This is a genomic window from Enhygromyxa salina, from assembly GCF_002994635.1.
In the GTDB taxonomy this organism is placed as follows: domain Bacteria; phylum Myxococcota_A; class Polyangia; order Nannocystales; family Nannocystaceae; genus Plesiocystis; species Plesiocystis salina_B.
Genome location: NZ_PVNL01000051.1, coordinates 83,770 through 99,912 on the forward strand (window position 1 = coordinate 83,770; position 16,143 = coordinate 99,912).

Below are 16,143 nucleotides of genomic sequence, written 5' to 3' on the forward strand. Positions count from 1 at the left end.
CCAGGGGACACGGAGGGCGAAGCCCGACCGCAGGGGAGGGGCTGTGAAGCCCCTCATCAAAATCTAGCCCCGGTCACTCCAAGCACGCGACGTGCACGACCTGCGGCGGCGCCTGCTCGCGCCGCAACAACAACTGCCCGACCCCGGCGACTTCGAAGTCGATGAGGTCGGGCAGCGCAATTATGTCGTGCGTGGTCCACAGCGACCAGCCGCCGGGGTCGATCAGCGGGACCCCCCGCAGCACGCCGTCCTCGACATCGAGCATCACGCCCTGATCCGCGAGCTGCACGAGCTCCCCCTTGCCGTCGAAGGGTAGGGGATCACGCAGCGGAATGGAGACGTCATCGATCGTATCGAGGCGCAGCAACAGCGCGTCGTCCTCGAGCAGCTCGTTGCGCACGTGGAGCTGAATCGAGTACGGGTCCTGGGTGACGGTCACCGGGCCCAGCGAGACTGGGACCGTGTGAACCCACAGCGAGCGCAGCGTCACCAGGCGCGCGGTCGGACCACTGGCGGTGAGCCGCATGTCGAGCAGGGCCACGTCGGACAGCGGCGCCATCTCCTGGCCGGGTGGCGCGTTCGGGATGGGTGGCGCTGCGAACACGCGCAGCTGCGTGAAGCCGATCGGGACCCTCGACGTGTCGGGGAGCGGCGCCGAGCCGCCGGCGCCGATCAGCGGGAGCCAGTACGAGAACACGAGCGCGCAGGCGGTCGGATCGACCTGCGCGCAAGGATCGAAGGTCAACGCCCAGCTGGTGCCGAACTCCAGCGTGTCGCGCTCGAGCTCGAGCAGACCGATCGACAGGCCCGGGTTGGGGCTGCAGTCGGGGATTGCGAGCAAGTAGGGGCGCCCGTCCGACAGCAACAGGCTGCGCGAGTACTGAGTGGGGCAGCTGTCGCTCGGATCCTGGATTGGAAAGTTGCCGAGCATCCCGTTGCTCGCGGCCACGCCCAGCTCGGGCGCCAGCCGACGCAGGATCGCGGCGTTGCCCGCGTGGCTGAGCACCCACGCTTCGCCCGGCAGCGCGCCCGCGCGCATCTCGACGTGATCGGGATCGGCCGTGAAGCTGCCAAGCTGTACGCTGGGAGTTGGGGCTTCGGTCGCGCTGGCCGGGACTCGGACGATCGCGAGCACCTGCAGGTTGTCGTCATTGACGATCGTCGTCAGCGCCCAGCCGCCGGCCGAGCCTGGGGCGTCGCTGATGAAGCGATGCAGCGGGCCGTCGAGCTCGAGCTGCTCATGCACGACGGTCACGCACGCGCCGTTCGGCGCGACGATCGCGTCGAGATCAAACGGCTCCCGCGGATCTTCGCACGCCGACGCGAGCAACCCGAGGACAGCCAGTCGAGCCAGTCGAGCCAGAGCGCTCGCGCGACTCATCGGGGCATGACCTCGTCAATGACCTCGCTCGTGACCTCGGCGAGACGGCTGAGCGCGGCCGCGTCGATGTTGAGCGCTGGCATCCAGTAGATCGTGTCATGGAGCGGGCGCAGCAGCACCTGGCGCGCGAGCGCGGCCTCTCGCAGCGCCAAGCTCAGGCGCCCGTCGGCGGGTCCGCGCGCGCGGTCGAGGGTGAGCGCGCCGACCAGCCCCGCTTGCCGGCTCTCGATCACCTGCGGATGTCGGTCCGCGAGCTCGCGCCGCAGCGCCGCCATCTGGGCGACCCGCTCGGGCAAGCGATCGAGGGTGCGCTCGGCCTCGAACACCTCGAGGCTGGCGAGCCCCGCCGCGCAGGTAATCGGGTTGCCCGTGAAGGTATGGCTGTGGGCGAAGGATCGCGCAGGATCGCCCTGAAATGGCGCTTCGAACCCAGCGCGGATCAGCGTGGCCGCGAGCGGCAACACGCCGCCCGACAGACCCTTGCTCAGGCACAGCAGATCCGGGGCACGCCCCGCCCACTCGCTGGCGAACAGCTTGCCCGTGCGCCCAAACGCGACGGCGATCTCGTCGGCGATCACGTGGATGTCGAGCCGTCGGCAGGTGTCGACGAGGCGCTGATAGAACCCGACCCCGAACATGTTCATCCGGCTGGCGCACTGGATCAGCGGCTCGACCACGAGCGCGGTCAGCTCGTGGGCGTGGGCCTCGAGCAGGGCCACCGCCCGATCCGCCTCGGGGGTGTCCGCGCCCAGGCCGTAGCCACCGCCGGGCTGAAGATCCGCGTGCTCATGGGCCGGAAAGCTCGGGACCGGCAGGTACAGCGCGTCATGCAGCAGCGCCGAGAACGGCTCGCGCCAGGCCTCGCTGCCGCACACCGACAGCGCGCCGAGGGTCTCGCCGTGGTAGCTGCGCTGCAGCGCCGCGAACCGCCGACGCCGAGGCTGGTCCGTGAGCACCCGCGACTGGTAGCTGAGCTTGAGCGCGACCTCGACCGAAGCCGAGCCGCAGTCGCTGTAGAACACCTTGCCGTAGTGGACCTGCTCGTCGCGGGGCGCGAGGGCGAGCAGCCGCTCCGCCAGCTCGATCGCTGGCTCATGGGTGAACCCGGCGAACATCACGTGGTCGAGCCGCGCGACCTGACGCTGGATCGCCGCCACGATGTGCGGGTGGCCGTGGCCGTGGATCGACGTCCACCACGAGCCGATCCCGTCGAGGATCTGGCGGCCGTCTTCGTCGGTCAGCCACACGCCGCGCGCCGAGTGGATCGGCAGCGGGGGCGTGCGCTCGAGGTCGCCGAAGTGGGTGGCGGGGTGCCAGAGCACCGCCTGATCCCGCCTGCTGAGCTCGCTCATTCGGCCTCGTCCGTGTGGTCTGGCTCGCGTGCCCCGTCAGCATCGAGCTCCGGCTCGAGCTCCGGCTCGAGATCAGGCTCGAGATCAGGCTCGAGATCAGGCTCGAGATCAGGATTGATCTCGGGGTCCGGCTCGAGGCCCGGCTCCGAGTCCAGCCCGGTATGGAGGGAGCTGGGCGCGGCAGGGCTGACGGGGGTCATGAGCGCAGGCTCGCTGGTGCCGGGCTCCGGCTCGGCTTCGGGCTCAATCACCGGCTCAATCACCGGATCTGGCTCGCCGACCAGCTTGCGGAGCGTTCGCACCAGCGGGAGATCGGGGTCGGCCTCCCGCCAGCGCTCGAGCACCTTGCGGCGCTTGTCGGTCGCGGTCGCGCTGGCGAGCTGCGCGTCGTCGACCTGCGCGTCGACCAGCAGCGCCCAGGGATCGCCCGGGGCGGCGCTCACCAGGTCGTCGGCGAGCCGCCGCGCGAGCTTGGGGTTGGGGCGCGCGTCGCTGGCGTTGAAGCAGAGCGCCGCGTAGATGTCGAGCTGGCGCAGGTAGGTCTCGAACGGCGGGATGGTGTGGGTCACGACGCTGGCCTGAATGCCTCGCGCCCAGCACTCTCGGCGGTTGATCGAGACCTGCGCGCTGGCGATCTCGCGCTCGATCGTGCTCATCGCCCGCTGATCCGCGCCGTCGAGGCGCCCGGCGATCCACATGTTGTGCACGAGCCCCGGACCGACCGCGCCGCAGCGCTCGGGGGCGGTCTCGAGCTCGAAGCGATAGGCGTAGCCGCACCAGCTGTCGAGCAGCCACTGCTGCAGCGGGTGGGGGCCAGGACCGGTCGCGTAGCGATCCATGATCACCGTGGCGTCGTTCAGCCGGCCTGCGTCGAGCAGCAGTCGCACGGTTGGGCGGGGGTCGTAGGGCTCGACCTGGCTGGCCCACTCGCTGGCGCGGTCGAGCTCGCCGCTGAGCGCGTAGAACTGGGCGGCCCGGGCCAGCACGATCGGCGCCTCGGGGTGGCCAGTCAGAAGATCGTCGAGCAGGTTGCGGGCCTCGTCGAACCGGCCCAGCGCCACGCGCAGCTCGAATCGGGCCAGCTGCCAGCGGATCGCCAGCGGCGGGCCCTCGAGGTCGGGCGCTTCATCCAGCCGCTGCAGCACGTCTTGCGCCTCCTGGCGCAGACCGGGCCCGAGATCGCGGGCCGCCTCGATGCGCGGGACTAGCGACTCGTTGACCGCGAGGGGCAGCCACGCGTCGGGCAAATTGCTGGACTTGCTGGGATCGAGCAGCGCCCGCAGCTCGGGCGAGAGGCTGTACGAGGCCGAGCACGCGCCCATCGCGAGCTCGCGCCAGTCGTCGCTCCCGCGCCACTGCTCGCCCGCGCTGTCGGGCATGTAGCCGGCCGCCTGACAGCGATCCCAGCGGCGCGGCTCGTTGCCCAGCGCGTGCTCGAGGGTCGCCCGCCAGTACACGACCGCCGCCGACTCGGGGGCACGGATCTCGAGCCGCTCGATCTGTCGGACCGCGCTGTCGTAGTCGCCGACGTCGAAGCTGCGCACGAACGCGTCGAGATCCGCGGCCGCGATCGCGTCGGGCAGACCCATGTCGAGGAACCGACGCTCCTCGGCGCTGCGCAGCCCGAGGCTGACGAGCCCGAGCGTGAGCGCGAACAGGCCCGCGGTGATGATCCAGCGCCAGCGCTTGGCGAGCGGCGACACCAGGTTGGCCGCGGCGTTGGCCGAGATCGGGCGCTGCTCGGGATCCCCCGACATGCAGCGCGAGATCAACAGCACCAGGTTCCACGGCGTGTCCTTGCGCAGCTGTCGGATCGGCGGCGGTTTCTCTTCTTTGAGCTTGATCAGGAACGCCTTGGCGTTGGGCGCCTCGATCGGTAGGCGCCCGCTCAGCATCTGGTAGAGCATCACGCCGAACGAGTAGAGATCGCTCTGGACGGTGGCGGGCGCGCCCTCCCACAGCTCCGGGGCCATGTAGGCCGGGCTGCCAAAGATCGTCCCGGCCTCGGTCCGGACCAGCGAGCGGGCCTCGGCCGGGTTGGGCCGGACCCCCGGGGTCGGGGAGTCGAAGCCCGCGACCCCGAAGTCCATGACGATCGCCCCGCGGTGGGTCAGCATCACGTTGGCCGGCTTGAGGTCACGGTGGACGATGCCAGCCTCGTGGGCCGCGGCGAGGCCCGAGAGGATCTCGTAGCTGATCTCTCGGATCTCCCGCAGGGTCATGGGCGGGTCACCGAGCTCCCCGCCCGCCTGGCCGCCGTCGTCGTTGTCGGCGCCACCGGGTCGGTTCGCCCGGCTCACGTCGATGAGCTGCTCGAGGGTCTGGCCTTGCAGGTGCTCCATCGAGAAGTAGGGCAGCCCGTCGGTCTCACCCGTGTCGTAGATGCGGACGACGTTGGGGTGTGTCACCGAGTGCGCCAGCGCGACCTCCCGCAGGAACCGGCGCACGGTGGCGCGGCTCTTGGCCATCTCGCCGCGCAGGACCTTGAGCGCGACGTGCTTCTTGAGCAGGCGGTCGCTGGCGAGGAACACCTCGCCCATCGAGCCGCTGCCGAGCCGCCGCTCGAGCGTGTAGCGATCGTTGATGATGGCGCCTTCCTCCCACACGCCGACCTTGCTCGGTGGGCGGTGCTGACTGCGGCCATCGGCGATCGAGTCGGCGGCGGCGGCGACGTCTGCGCGAGCTGGCTTGCGGCCTGTCGGCGTACTCAGCTCGGCGGTCTGATCGGGCGGGAACACGCGTCTCAGGATGTTAGCCGATACCCCGAAATTGCTACGATTTCCAACGCAGCGTTTGGTTCACAGCCGGGACAGGCTGCAATTGGCGCCACGCGAGGCTACCCACCGCAGGGCCGGCTCGCTCTAGCAGGGGGATCGCCCGGTCCCCGACCGCGGGGTGTCCCGCAAGTCAAGCGCGCTCAGAACCGCTATCGTTGCTCGCGCACCCCGGAGCACCCCCATGTCTGTCTCGAATTTCCGTCTTGCCCTACGTCTGTGTGTTGTTGCTGTTGGGTTCTCGAGCGCCGTGAGCCTCGGCTGCGTGCTCGTCGTCGAGGACACCGAGTGCGGGCCCTATGCCTACGACTACCGCGGCGCCTGCTACTGCGAGGACGGGTTCGACGGCGATGATCCGTACGGCGCAGGCTGCTCGCCGCTGATGACCTTTCGGGTGACCGATGACTGTGACGACGGGTCACACGTGAGCTGGAAGTTGTTCTCTGACGCACGCGACTGGACCTGGCCGTCGGGGGACGCGGAGTACAGGACACCCGGGCTCGGCTACGACGGGCTCGAGACCATCTTGTGCGAGGTCGACGAGTGGATCTGTTTCGGCGCGCAGACCGACAGCGGCCTGACCTACGGGGTCGGCCTCGACTTTGCGGAGGGCTGCGACGACTGCTGCTATCCCTGCGAGAGCCGCGAGGTAGATCTCGGCTACCTCACTTGCAACTGAGCGCGCCGGGATCGACACACACAGACTTTTCTCGGGCTCGCGGGCGCTTGGCAGCTGCCCGATCTGGTGGCATAGTCCGCTCACGTTTCGACCGCCGTCTACGCACGCGCGGGGATATGAAGGCAAATGTTGGAGATCGCTCGACTACTCGAGAACGCGTTGGCGAACAATCGCTCAGGCTTGCGCAAGGCCGCCAAGCAGACGCTCGCCAAGGCCCCCCTGATCACGACGATCCGCGAGCTGCTCGCCAGCGAGGCCGGCGACGCGATGCGCGAGCTGACCCTGTCCGACCTCGAGGACGCCCTGATCGCCGCCGGCGCCGGGGCCAAGCGTGGGGCCGCAGGCCAGGCTGGCCACGCTAGCCCTGCTCGGGCTCACAGCGAAGTCGACACCAAGCCCGCGACCTCGGCCGACAGCCAGAGCCGCGAAGAATACATGTACAGGCGCATCCTCGAGGTGCTCACCGATACGCCGTCACTGACGATCGGGCAGCTCGCCAAGCGCATCGAGGTCGACACGATCGAGCTGCGCGGCTACCTGTCGTGGATGCGGCGGGTCGGCAAGGTGTCGAGCATCGGTCGGGCTCGGGCCACGCGCTATTCGCTGCCCGACGGCGTCGTCGCGGCCGGCTGAAGCTTCGATAATTGCTCTCCGGGGCTCTCCGGGGTCAGGCTTGCTCGCGTGCAGCGCTTGCGGGATGCTCTCGCGTGACAGTGACTGCAGGGGACGCACACACGCCAGCTGGTGACTTGCTCGAGCAGGTCGCCGCGCTCAAACACGATCTTGGGAAGTACGTGGCGTGGACGTCTGCGAACCTCGACGACGCCGTGTGGGATGGCCCGGTCGCCGAGGAGCTGATCACGGCGCTGCGTGCCGACCTGCTCGAGACGCGCAAACACGGCGACCGACGCGAGGCCGCCTGGGAGATCTGGCAGGCGCATGAGGCCGCCCTACCTCGCCCGCTCGAGCCCGAGCTCCAGGCCGTCGGCAGCGCCGTCGCCCAGCTCGAGCGAGTCGGCGAGGCGCTGCTCAGCGGTGACCGTGAGACCGTGGCGCGTGAGCGGGCCAGCATCCGCGCCGCCCAGCAGGACATTCGTCTCCAGCTGCGCAACCTCCATCGACGGCTGCTGCGGGATCGTGACTAGCTTCGTGACTAGCTTCGTGACTGGCCTCGTAGTTGGCCTCGTGTCATTCGTCTGCACGGGTCGCGCAGCGCGCGGAGAGCTCTAGCATGTCGTCGATCCTCATCATTGACGACGAGGACAAGTACCTCGAGCTGTGTCGGCGCTTCATGCCCGAGCACGAGTTCGTCGGCCCCGCGCGCAACCACCAGCAGGCCATGCAGATCCTGGCGCGCTCGCGCCGGAGCATCGACCTGGTCCTGCTCGACGTCCACTTCGACATCCCCGACGAGGACCTGCTCCCCGAGGACAAGTCGGCGCTGTTGGCCAAGGGTGACCCGCAGCGGGTTCACGAGCGGCTGCGTCGCTCACAGGGCCTGCAGATCCTCGATCGCCTGCGTCGCCGCTACCCGGATCTCCCGGTCATCGTGATGACCGCCCTCGACGACCTCCCGCTCGAGGCCGACGCCGAGCGGCTCCACGCCGAGGACTACACCTACCTGCTCGACGACGAGTACCTCGACGCGCGCGCGCTCAAGGTCCAGGTCGAGGGGATCCTCGCTCGCGAGCAGCGCAGCACGGCCGACGACGAGGGGCCGTTCTACTGGGGCACCGCGCCGGCGATGGCGGATCTGCGCCGCCGGCTGGCGATCCTCGCGCGCGGGCAGCTGCCGGTCATCATTCAAGGCGAGACCGGGACTGGCAAGAGCTTGCTGGCCCGCGAGTACATCCATCCCCACTCGCAGCGCACCGGGCCGTTCATGGCCGTCGATCTGAGCACGATCCCGTCCGAGCTGATGGCCGCGCAGCTGTTTGGTGTGGTCAAGGGCGCCTACACGGGCGCGAGCAGCTCGCGCGAGGGCGTGTTGGCCCGCGCCCACGGTGGCACCCTGTTCCTCGATGAGATCGGCAACCTCGCGCTCGAGCTGCAAAAGTCGCTGTTGTTGGTGCTGCAAGAGGGCGGCTACCATCCGGTCGGATCGGTCGAGGAGCGCACGGCCGACATCAAGTTGGTCGTCGCGACCAACGAAAATTTGGCGCAGATGGTCCGCAGCGGGCGGTTCCGCGAGGATCTGTTCATGCGCCTCAACCCGTCGACGGCGGTGACCCTGCCCAGCTTGCGGCAGCGTCGCGATGACTTTCAGCACCTGCTCGAGTTCTTCCTCGAGCGCGTGTGCCAGAGCGGCTACAACCGCGACTTGCTCATGCAGTACGCCGAGCAGCGCGGGCTGTGGGCGCCGGCCGAGCAAGACCGGATGCGGGTGACCGTGGGCCGCAAGGTCCCGCTCAAGACGGATCCGCGCCGGATCCACCTGCTGCTGCATCAAAACAGCTACAACTTGCTGCAGGACTTCGACTGGCCCGGCAATTTTCGCCAGTTCGAGATGGTGCTGTCGAACCTGGTCACCTTCACGCTCGTCGAGCTCGTTGATCGGGTCGATCAGATCGAGCCGGTCGAGTCGGAGGACGGCGAGCTCGAGGCGCGGCCCGATGTGATCGTGATCCAGCCTCGCACGATCCGCGATCTGCTGCGCCCGTTCGCCGAGGCGGGCCTCGGGGAGCCGGTCGTCGAGGCCGGCGAGGATCTCATCGAGGACAGCGACGGCCTGCGGCTGCGAGTCCGCGTGTCGCCGGCCGAGTCACTCAATGCCGTCAGCTGCGAGGTCGAGCGGCAGTACCTCGAGCGCCTGTATCACCACTTCGCCGGGGACCTCTCGCGGGTCGCCGAGTTCCTGCTCGCGGATCCAGAGTCGGGACGCAAGGTCCAGCTGCGGATGAACCAGCTGGGCATCAAGCTGCGCGAGCTGAAGCGGACGCGGGCGGGGTGAAGCTGGAGATGCGCACACGCCAACGCGCGCGGTCAGGGTTGTCGGCAGGCGTTTCGGCCGTGACCGCTCGTCGGGCGGTCGTGCTGCGCGGGCTGGCCATGCTGCTCGCGGTGTGGCTGCTGGCGCTCTCGACCCTGGTGTCCGCCGCCCCGCCCCGCGATCCATTGCCAGGCCCCGACTCGACCAGCGGCGAGCTGCCCGGCGTCGACGACGAGGGTGGCGAGGGCGTGCTCGACCCGCTCACGCTCGAGCAGCAGCGCGAGATCGCGTTCGCGGATCACCTGGGCCGGGCCAAGCGCGCGATGCAGCAGCGCCGCTGGCAAGAGGCGATCAACGAGTACACGGCCGCCCTCGACATTCATGACGGTGATCCCGAGTCGCTGCGCGGGCGCGCCCACGTGCACAAGCGGGCGACCCTGCAGGGGCGATGCCCACGCCTGGCGATCGAGGATCTGACCCTGCTCGAGGTCTACGACCCGCGTGGGCTGTGGCTGTCCGAGCGCGAGAACGCGGTGGCGTGGATGGGCGAGTGCGCCGACGTCTACGCCAAGGAGCGGCTCGACATCGCCGAGGAGCTGGCCGCGCTCGAGGTCGGCGAGGTCGGCCGCCCCGATGACATTCGCTTCATCGCCGCCGAGCTGCGCGCCGCCGAGGCCGAGCTCGCGCCGCTCGAGCAGCAGCAGCATCGCCACCTCGAGGCCGCCGTCGCGCACCTCGACGCCTACCGCCGCGAGTGTCGGGCCCGCGAGGTCATCCCCAAGCTCGCGGCGCTCGAGCTCGAGGGGGAGCTGCATCGCCGGCTCGATCAGCCGCAGCAGGCCGTCGCCGTGTACGAGCGGATCTTGGCCATGCACCCGGACGAACTCGAGGCCGTCCGCCAGGCCAAGAAATGGATCGACGAGCTGCAGATCCAGCTCGCGGTCGCCGAGATCCAGGAGCTGCAGGGCGGCAAGCCCACGCCCGAGGCCGAGGCCGCCTACAACCGCGGGCTCGAGGCGCTGCGTCGCCGCGATCTCAGGGCCGCGCTGCGGGAGCTCGAGTTCGCGGTCGAAGACTCACCCTGGTACCCGCGGGCTCACTACTATCTGGGCGAGGTCTACGCTCGCAACGAGAACCTGCCAGCGGCGATCGAGTCGTTCAAGCGCGCGATCGCAATGGAGCGCTACGACTACGCCACCCACATGGCGCTCGGGCTGCTCTACAAGAAAGAATTCTCGGGCGCCGAAGACGAGCAGGCGCGCACCCACCTCGACATGGCGCTGCGCCTGCGCCCCGACCTGCACGTCCTGCACTTTCACCTGGGCGAGCTCTACACCCGCTCGGACAAGCAAAAGGCGATCGAGCACTTCCGCGACTACCTCGAGTACGGGGATCCTGACGATCCGCAGCGCGACGCCGCCCGCGAGGCGATCGCCGCGCTCGAGCGCGAGGTCGAGGAGCACGTGCCGTTCGTGCCGCCGCCGCTGCCCTCGAACGTCGGGCGGCTCGACCCGGAGCTCCACCGGTTGATCAGCGAGGCCTACGTGCTCGGGGCCGAGCACGGCGAGTGGGATCGGGCCGAGACCCTGCTGCTCAAGGCCCGCGAAAAATTCCCGCACGACACGGCGCTGCTCAACATGCTCGCGCAGGTCGTCTATGTGCAGGAGGGCCGGCAGGGGCAGGCGCGGGTCTACTGGGACGAGAGCCTCGGCGTCGACCCGGATCAGATGGAGGTCCACGAGCGGCTCGGCCTGATGTTGGCCGACTCGGCCAAGGGCCGCTCGCACCTGCGCCGGGCCGCCGACCTCGGCTCGGTCATCGCTCGGTTCCGCCTCGCAAAATTGTTGTGGGACAACCTCGAGCTGTGGGCAGCCAGCGAGCAGCTCGACCTCTACCTGACCGAGGCCGGGCCCTACGACGTCTACTGGGACTCGGCGCAGGAGCTGCGCGCCCACATGGACTCGGTGTTTTTGAAGGTCTATCTGGCGATCGCGCTGGGCTCGCTGGTGCTGCTGTCGATCCCGCTGGGGTTGATCTGGCGGCGCGTTCGCGGGTCGTCGCTGCCGCAGCTGCTCGAGCGCTCGCCCAGCTGCTTCCCCGAGGTCGCGCGGATCTTGAGCCTCATCCGCCACGAGATCCTCAAGCACAACACGGCGTTCCTGTCGGACGTTGGGCGCGCGCTCGAGCTCGACGAGCCCGACGCGGAGGCCCGCGCCACGCTGCTGGCCCGCCGCCTGTTCGGTGACGACGACACCAACAGCGACAGCGATCCGCACCGCGGCGAGCGACGTGGCATCTACGGGCGGTTCTTGAACTACGTCGCCGAGCTCGAGCACGTCGCCCGAGCCCACGACGTCACGCTCAACCTGCGCCGCAAAGATCCCACCTTCAAGGCCATGCTCAAGGCCTTCGATGACGTGGCGGGCATGGCCAAGTGGCTGCGGCACCCCGGCGGGCTGCGGGCCAACAAGAAGCTCGAGCTCGCCAAGGTGTTGCTGCGCGCGGGCGACGTGCTCGGCCGTCGCGCCTTCGATCGGCTCAGCGACGTGATCCGCAGCCTGTGCATCGCCCGCGTCGACCCGGAGTTCATCGCGCTGGTCTATGAAGAGGTCGCGACCGAGGACAAGTTCGACGCGGTCCAGATCTCGCCGCTGACGATCGAGGGGGAGGGCGAGCAGGTCCGGATCTTCCCCACGGATCTGCACGACATCCTGGCCAACGTGCTGCGCAACTCGCTGATGTCGTCGGCGATGTACGCTCAGCCGCCGCTCGGGCTCGGGGTCGAGCTGGCGACCGAGGTCGACGACATCACCGGGCTCTCGACCCTGGCAATCAGGATCAAGGACCGCTCGCCCGAGCGACTCACCAACGAGATGTTGCGCGGCCGCTACGTCGAGCGCGGGATGGGGATCACCGCCGACTTGCTGTCGCGTTACGATGGCTCGATCGCCGTCGAGCCCGAGGCCGGGTGGGAGAAGGCCGTCGTCCTGCGCTTCTTCGCGCTCGACGAGGACGCGGTCACTGGCAGCGAGACGCCGGCCCCGGTGTCCGGCGCGATCCCAGCAGCAGCGACAGCAGCGTCATGACCATGGACAACGACCAACAACGTCGAATTCGCGTGCTCGTGGTCGAGGACGGCGACGAGTACATCACCAACCTCACGACCTTCGTGGCCGAGGGTATCGACTACCGACAGGCCAAGAGCGGTGGCCGAGCCTGCGAGATGATCGCCGCCGAGCAGCCGGATCTCGTGTTCCTCGACATGCGGTTTGATCGGACCCCCGTCGAAGAGCTGCTCGGCGACATGGTCCAGCTGACGGGTCGCTTCAACGGCGACATTGGTCGCGCGCGTCACTTCCAGCAGGACAACCAGGGGCTGTTCATCCTTCGGGCGCTGCGTGACGCCGGGTACCGTCGGCCGGTGATCCTGTCCTACGACTTTGGAGTCGAGGAGAAGCGGTTCCGAGCCCTGTCGAGCAAAGATCCGGGGCTGTACTACTGCCCCGACTACGCCGACGCGAGCACGATCCGCCGGACGATCCTCGGCGCGGTCGCCGGCTGAGCGCGACGACGCAGCCCGCTCGCGGCGACGTGCATACGCGGGTTTCCAGGGCTGCTAGTGTGCCGGCGATGACGACGATCCCCGACGATCCCCACCCCGCGATCCGGGTGTGCATGATGCCCGCGGACACCAACGCTCACGGGACGATCTTCGGCGGCAAGATCCTCAGCCTGATCGATCAGGCCGGCGCGATCGCAGCTCATCGGCTCGGCGTCGGGCGTGTGGTCACCATCGCGATGCGCGAGGTCGTGTTCACGCATCCGGTCCGGGTCGGCGACATCGTCAGCTGCTACGCCGAGGTGCTGCGCGTCGGTCGGACCTCGATCACCGTGTGTGTTCGCGTGGTCGCGCATCGGCCGACGGACATCAAGCGCAGCGTCGAGGTCACCAAGGCCGAAGCCGTGTATGTGTCGATCGACGAGACCGGGCGCCCGATCCCGATCGACGCGGGCGCGAGCGTGTGAGCGGCTTGACCCGCTTCGTCGGTTCGGCCAGGGTGATCTAGAGGAGACCCATCATGTCCAAGCTCTCGTGTCTGGTGCTCGCCGTGTCCATGATGTCGTTCAGCGTTGGTTGCGCCGAGCAGAAGGGTCGCAAGAAGGACGACAAGAAGGCGGACGACAAGAAGAAGGCCGACGACAAGAAGAAGACGGCGAACGAGCGGGCGGCGAACAAGCAGCCGGTCGAGCGGGCACCCGCGAAGAAAGACTAGTGCGGCTGCCGTTGCGTCACCGGCCGCCGCAGCGTGACGCGCCGCTTCGCCGCTGCCGCCACCTCGAGCTGCTCGCCGAGGCCGCCCGCGGGCTGCCGCTCGGTCCAGCCGCCGAGGCGCTCGCGGCCGCCCGCGGTCGCGGTCGCCACGGCAACGCCCTGCAGTGGCACCTGGGGCTCGAGGTTCATGACAGCGAGCCGACCCCCGACTGGGAGGGCCGGATCGAGATCAAGCTGATCAGCGTGTGGCAGCGCGGCGATGGCCGGCTCAAGTGCGATCGCATCAAGGTCTGCGAGTCCAGCGTGGATCCGTGGCGCAAGCTGGGGAACACCCTGTTCGTGTTCGCCGACCGGCTCAGCCGGGTGGTGCTCGGCCATCGCTTCTTTAACCTCGCGGGTCCGAGCCGGCTCCGGCTCGAGCGCGCGTGGGATCAAGATCCCCACTTCGATCGTCCGGCGCTGATGATCGAGTCCCGCGATGGCCCCGACGGCATGGCGCCGGCCTACTATCTGGCGGCGTGGTGGCTCACACAGGAGAGCCTGTTGCCCGCGGACCCGGTCGAGCTCGGCTATCGGTTTGACGCGAGCTGGTGGCGAACGGTCCGCGCCGAGTTCAGCGGACGCGATCCGCTGTTGACCCTCGCGCGCGCGGACGAGGGCCAGCTGACGATCTGCCCGCGGTGTCGCGGTCAGCTGCGGGTCGACCTGGCCGCGGTGTTCGAGACCGGCTGGGCCCCCGCGATCCACACGATGCCGCTCGGAGGCCCGTGCGCGCTGCGGGGGCACGTGGTCGTGGATCCGCGACGCTTGCCCCGGTCGAGCTGTGCGACGGACGAGGAGCTGTTCGAGGGCGTCGAGGCCCGCGTGCCTGCGAGCCGACTCTGGCGCCTGGCAGATCGGGTGCCAGAGCCCGAAGATCACGAACACTGATCGCCACGCTCAGCCCCGGCGCGCGAGCCCGGCTCCAAAAGCGACGCCCCTCAGCGCGGGGGCACCGAGGGGCGTGAAGGCTAAACACGGAGCCCAGGACGGGGACCAAACCGTCCTGGGCAAAAAATCAGCACCGACCTAATGGAAATCGAGGCGCGACTAGCGCGAGAAGAAGCAAGGAAGCCAGAAACGAAGCAAAGACAAGCAGTGAAGTCAGTTAGAAAGCCAAGAAAAGCAGTGTCAACTAAGGTCGAGGAGCAAGTTAGGTGTCTCGAGCACGGACGCGAAGCAGCAAGTCAGTAGAGGCCAAGCAAAGTCAGGTAGTCAGGCCAAGTCAGTCGAAGTCAGGTCAAGGAAGGTCAGGTCAAGTCAGGCGAAGGCAGGACAGTAAGTCAGTAAGTCATGCTGTGCCGTCGAGACGCCCGACCCCTTGTGCAGCTTGTGGGCCATCTCTGTAAGTATTTGATATTACTTGACTGCTGTTGGGTTTGGCCGCGAGAGGGGCGATTCTCTTGGCCTAGGTATGACGCGGATGTCCGACAAACCGGCGGACGCGCTGAGCGCACGCTGACATTGATGTCGTGGTCGGTGGAGCTGTGGCGGTCGCGCGGGATCGATCCGGCTCGGCGCGGGGCAGTCGGGCAGTGCTGGATCTGGCAAACGTCGTGAGTTCGGCGTTCAGCGACCAAACTGGTGCCTATTTGTCCCATGTTTGCTCACGCAGCCGGGTTGGGGCGGCCGGGTCTGCAGGTGCGACATCTCGCCCGATCGCAGCAAATACTGCGTAAAGTCCTGCGCGGTGATGAGCGAACAGACACCAGAGACCAGCGCCACGTCCAGGCCGCGCGTCGTCGGGGTGCTCAAGTTTGGCGGCGAGGTCGTGGCCGCGGGCGCCGAGCTGTCGCGGGTGCTCGGGGACGTGGCGGCGCTCGTCGACAGCGGCTGGCGATTCGTCGTCTGCCACGGCGGCGGGCCCCAGACGACCGCGCTCGGCCAGCGACTCGGGCTCGAGACCAACAAGATCGCGGGCCAGCGCGTGACCGACGAAGCGACGCTGCGGGTCGCCTGCCAAGCGATCGCCGGCGAGGTCGGCTGTGCCGTGGTCGCGGCGGCCTGGGCCGCAGGGCTGCCGGCGGTCGGGGTGTCCGCGGGGGTCGTTCACGCCGAGCGCCGGCCACCCGTCGCCGTCGCGAGCGAGGGCGGGCGGCTGGTCGACTATGGCCTGGTGGGCGACATCACGAGGATCGACGTGGGCCTGATCCACGCGTGTTGGTCGGCCGGCCTGACCCCGGTCCTCAACGCGATCGGAGTCGGTCCTGCTTCAGGTGAGTTGTTCAACATCAACGCCGACACGGTGGCGTCTGCGCTGGCTGCCCGGTTACAGGCAGATCACCTGTTCTCGATCACGAGCGTGCCGGGCGTGCTGGCGGACCGCCATGATCCAGCCAGCCGGATCTCGCATCTGTGCAGCTCCGAGGCTCGAGCGGCGATCCAAAACGGCACGATCAACGGCGGCATGATCCCCAAGGTCGAGGAGGCACTCGCGGCACTCGCGGGCGCGCGCACCGTGCATGTCCTGGCCCCCGAGCCAGGCGCCCTCCTCGATGAAGCCGAGCGGCCGGGCAGCCGCGGGACCGTGCTCACTCTGGACCCGCTCGTAGTTGCGGATGGCGTGGTAGAGTGACCGGCCAAGTGCCAGGAGACCCTCTTCATCCGCTGAACGGCGGCTCTCATCGGGCGCGCCCCCTCGATCCCACCAGCCCCAGCCAGCGAGCGCGGGCGGTACCTGGAGCGGTGCTCAGACGGCCGCGTGGCCTCAGGCTTC

Annotated in this window: 13 protein-coding genes; 10 read left to right on the forward strand and 3 right to left on the reverse strand. The window is 68.8% G+C overall.

All coding sequences use genetic code 11. From position 1 onward, the window contains the following. Positions 1-73: 73 nt before the first annotated feature. From ENSA7_RS13240 to ENSA7_RS13250, 3 genes are read right to left on the reverse strand one after another with little or no spacing between them, the layout of a single operon-like run. Positions 74-1,381 carry a hypothetical protein gene (locus ENSA7_RS13240; RefSeq protein WP_146157649.1) on the reverse strand — a complete coding sequence of 436 codons (1,308 nt, stop codon included), beginning with the start codon at positions 1,379-1,381 and terminating at the stop codon, positions 74-76. Continuing rightward, entirely contained in the window at positions 1,378-2,733 is a 1,356-nt protein-coding gene (gene bioA, locus ENSA7_RS13245; protein ID WP_106089641.1) for an adenosylmethionine--8-amino-7-oxononanoate transaminase, read from the reverse strand. Before bioA ends, ENSA7_RS13240 begins: the two co-directional genes overlap by 4 nt. Continuing rightward, complete coding sequence (locus tag ENSA7_RS13250) at positions 2,730-5,471, reverse strand: protein kinase domain-containing protein (RefSeq protein WP_106089642.1); 2,742 nt, start codon at positions 5,469-5,471, stop codon at positions 2,730-2,732. Before ENSA7_RS13250 ends, bioA begins: the two co-directional genes overlap by 4 nt. 286 nt (positions 5,472-5,757) lie before the next feature. Here ENSA7_RS13250 and ENSA7_RS13255 point away from each other — a divergent pair, with 286 nt between their 5' ends. From ENSA7_RS13255 to argB, 10 genes are all read left to right on the forward strand, one after another. Beyond that, positions 5,758-6,186, forward strand: a complete 429-nt coding sequence (locus ENSA7_RS13255; RefSeq protein ID WP_106089643.1) for a hypothetical protein — start codon at positions 5,758-5,760, stop codon at positions 6,184-6,186. A 126-nt stretch (positions 6,187-6,312) separates the two neighbouring features. Beyond that, complete coding sequence (locus ENSA7_RS13260; RefSeq protein WP_106089644.1) at positions 6,313-6,819, forward strand: hypothetical protein; 507 nt, start codon at positions 6,313-6,315, stop codon at positions 6,817-6,819. Positions 6,820-6,893: 74 nt separating this feature from the next. Next, positions 6,894-7,331 carry a hypothetical protein gene (locus tag ENSA7_RS13265; RefSeq protein WP_146157650.1) on the forward strand — a complete coding sequence of 146 codons (438 nt, stop codon included), beginning with the start codon at positions 6,894-6,896 and terminating at the stop codon, positions 7,329-7,331. Between the two features lie 86 nt (positions 7,332-7,417). Then, on the forward strand, positions 7,418-9,136 hold the full coding sequence (locus ENSA7_RS13270) for a sigma-54-dependent transcriptional regulator (RefSeq protein ID WP_106089646.1): 1,719 nt from the start codon (positions 7,418-7,420) through the stop codon (positions 9,134-9,136). Between the two features lie 59 nt (positions 9,137-9,195). Continuing rightward, positions 9,196-12,201, forward strand: a complete 3,006-nt coding sequence (locus ENSA7_RS13275) for a tetratricopeptide repeat protein (protein ID WP_106089647.1) — start codon at positions 9,196-9,198, stop codon at positions 12,199-12,201. Further along, complete coding sequence (locus ENSA7_RS13280) at positions 12,198-12,677, forward strand: response regulator (protein WP_146157652.1); 480 nt, start codon at positions 12,198-12,200, stop codon at positions 12,675-12,677. The genes ENSA7_RS13275 and ENSA7_RS13280 overlap by 4 nt, the downstream gene beginning before the upstream one ends. Before the next feature lie 68 nt (positions 12,678-12,745). Continuing rightward, the gene (locus tag ENSA7_RS13285; RefSeq protein ID WP_106089753.1) at positions 12,746-13,141 is read left to right on the forward strand and encodes an acyl-CoA thioesterase; all 396 of its coding nucleotides are present in this window, start codon (positions 12,746-12,748) and stop codon (positions 13,139-13,141) included. A 53-nt stretch (positions 13,142-13,194) separates the two neighbouring features. Next, complete coding sequence (locus ENSA7_RS13290; protein ID WP_106089649.1) at positions 13,195-13,389, forward strand: hypothetical protein; 195 nt, start codon at positions 13,195-13,197, stop codon at positions 13,387-13,389. Further along, positions 13,389-14,318 carry a hypothetical protein gene (locus ENSA7_RS13295; RefSeq protein WP_106089650.1) on the forward strand — a complete coding sequence of 310 codons (930 nt, stop codon included), beginning with the start codon at positions 13,389-13,391 and terminating at the stop codon, positions 14,316-14,318. Before ENSA7_RS13290 ends, ENSA7_RS13295 begins: the two co-directional genes overlap by 1 nt. Positions 14,319-15,120: 802 nt before the next feature. Further along, on the forward strand, positions 15,121-16,002 hold the full coding sequence (argB, locus tag ENSA7_RS13300) for an acetylglutamate kinase (RefSeq protein ID WP_106089651.1): 882 nt from the start codon (positions 15,121-15,123) through the stop codon (positions 16,000-16,002). Positions 16,003-16,143 lie beyond the last annotated feature (141 nt).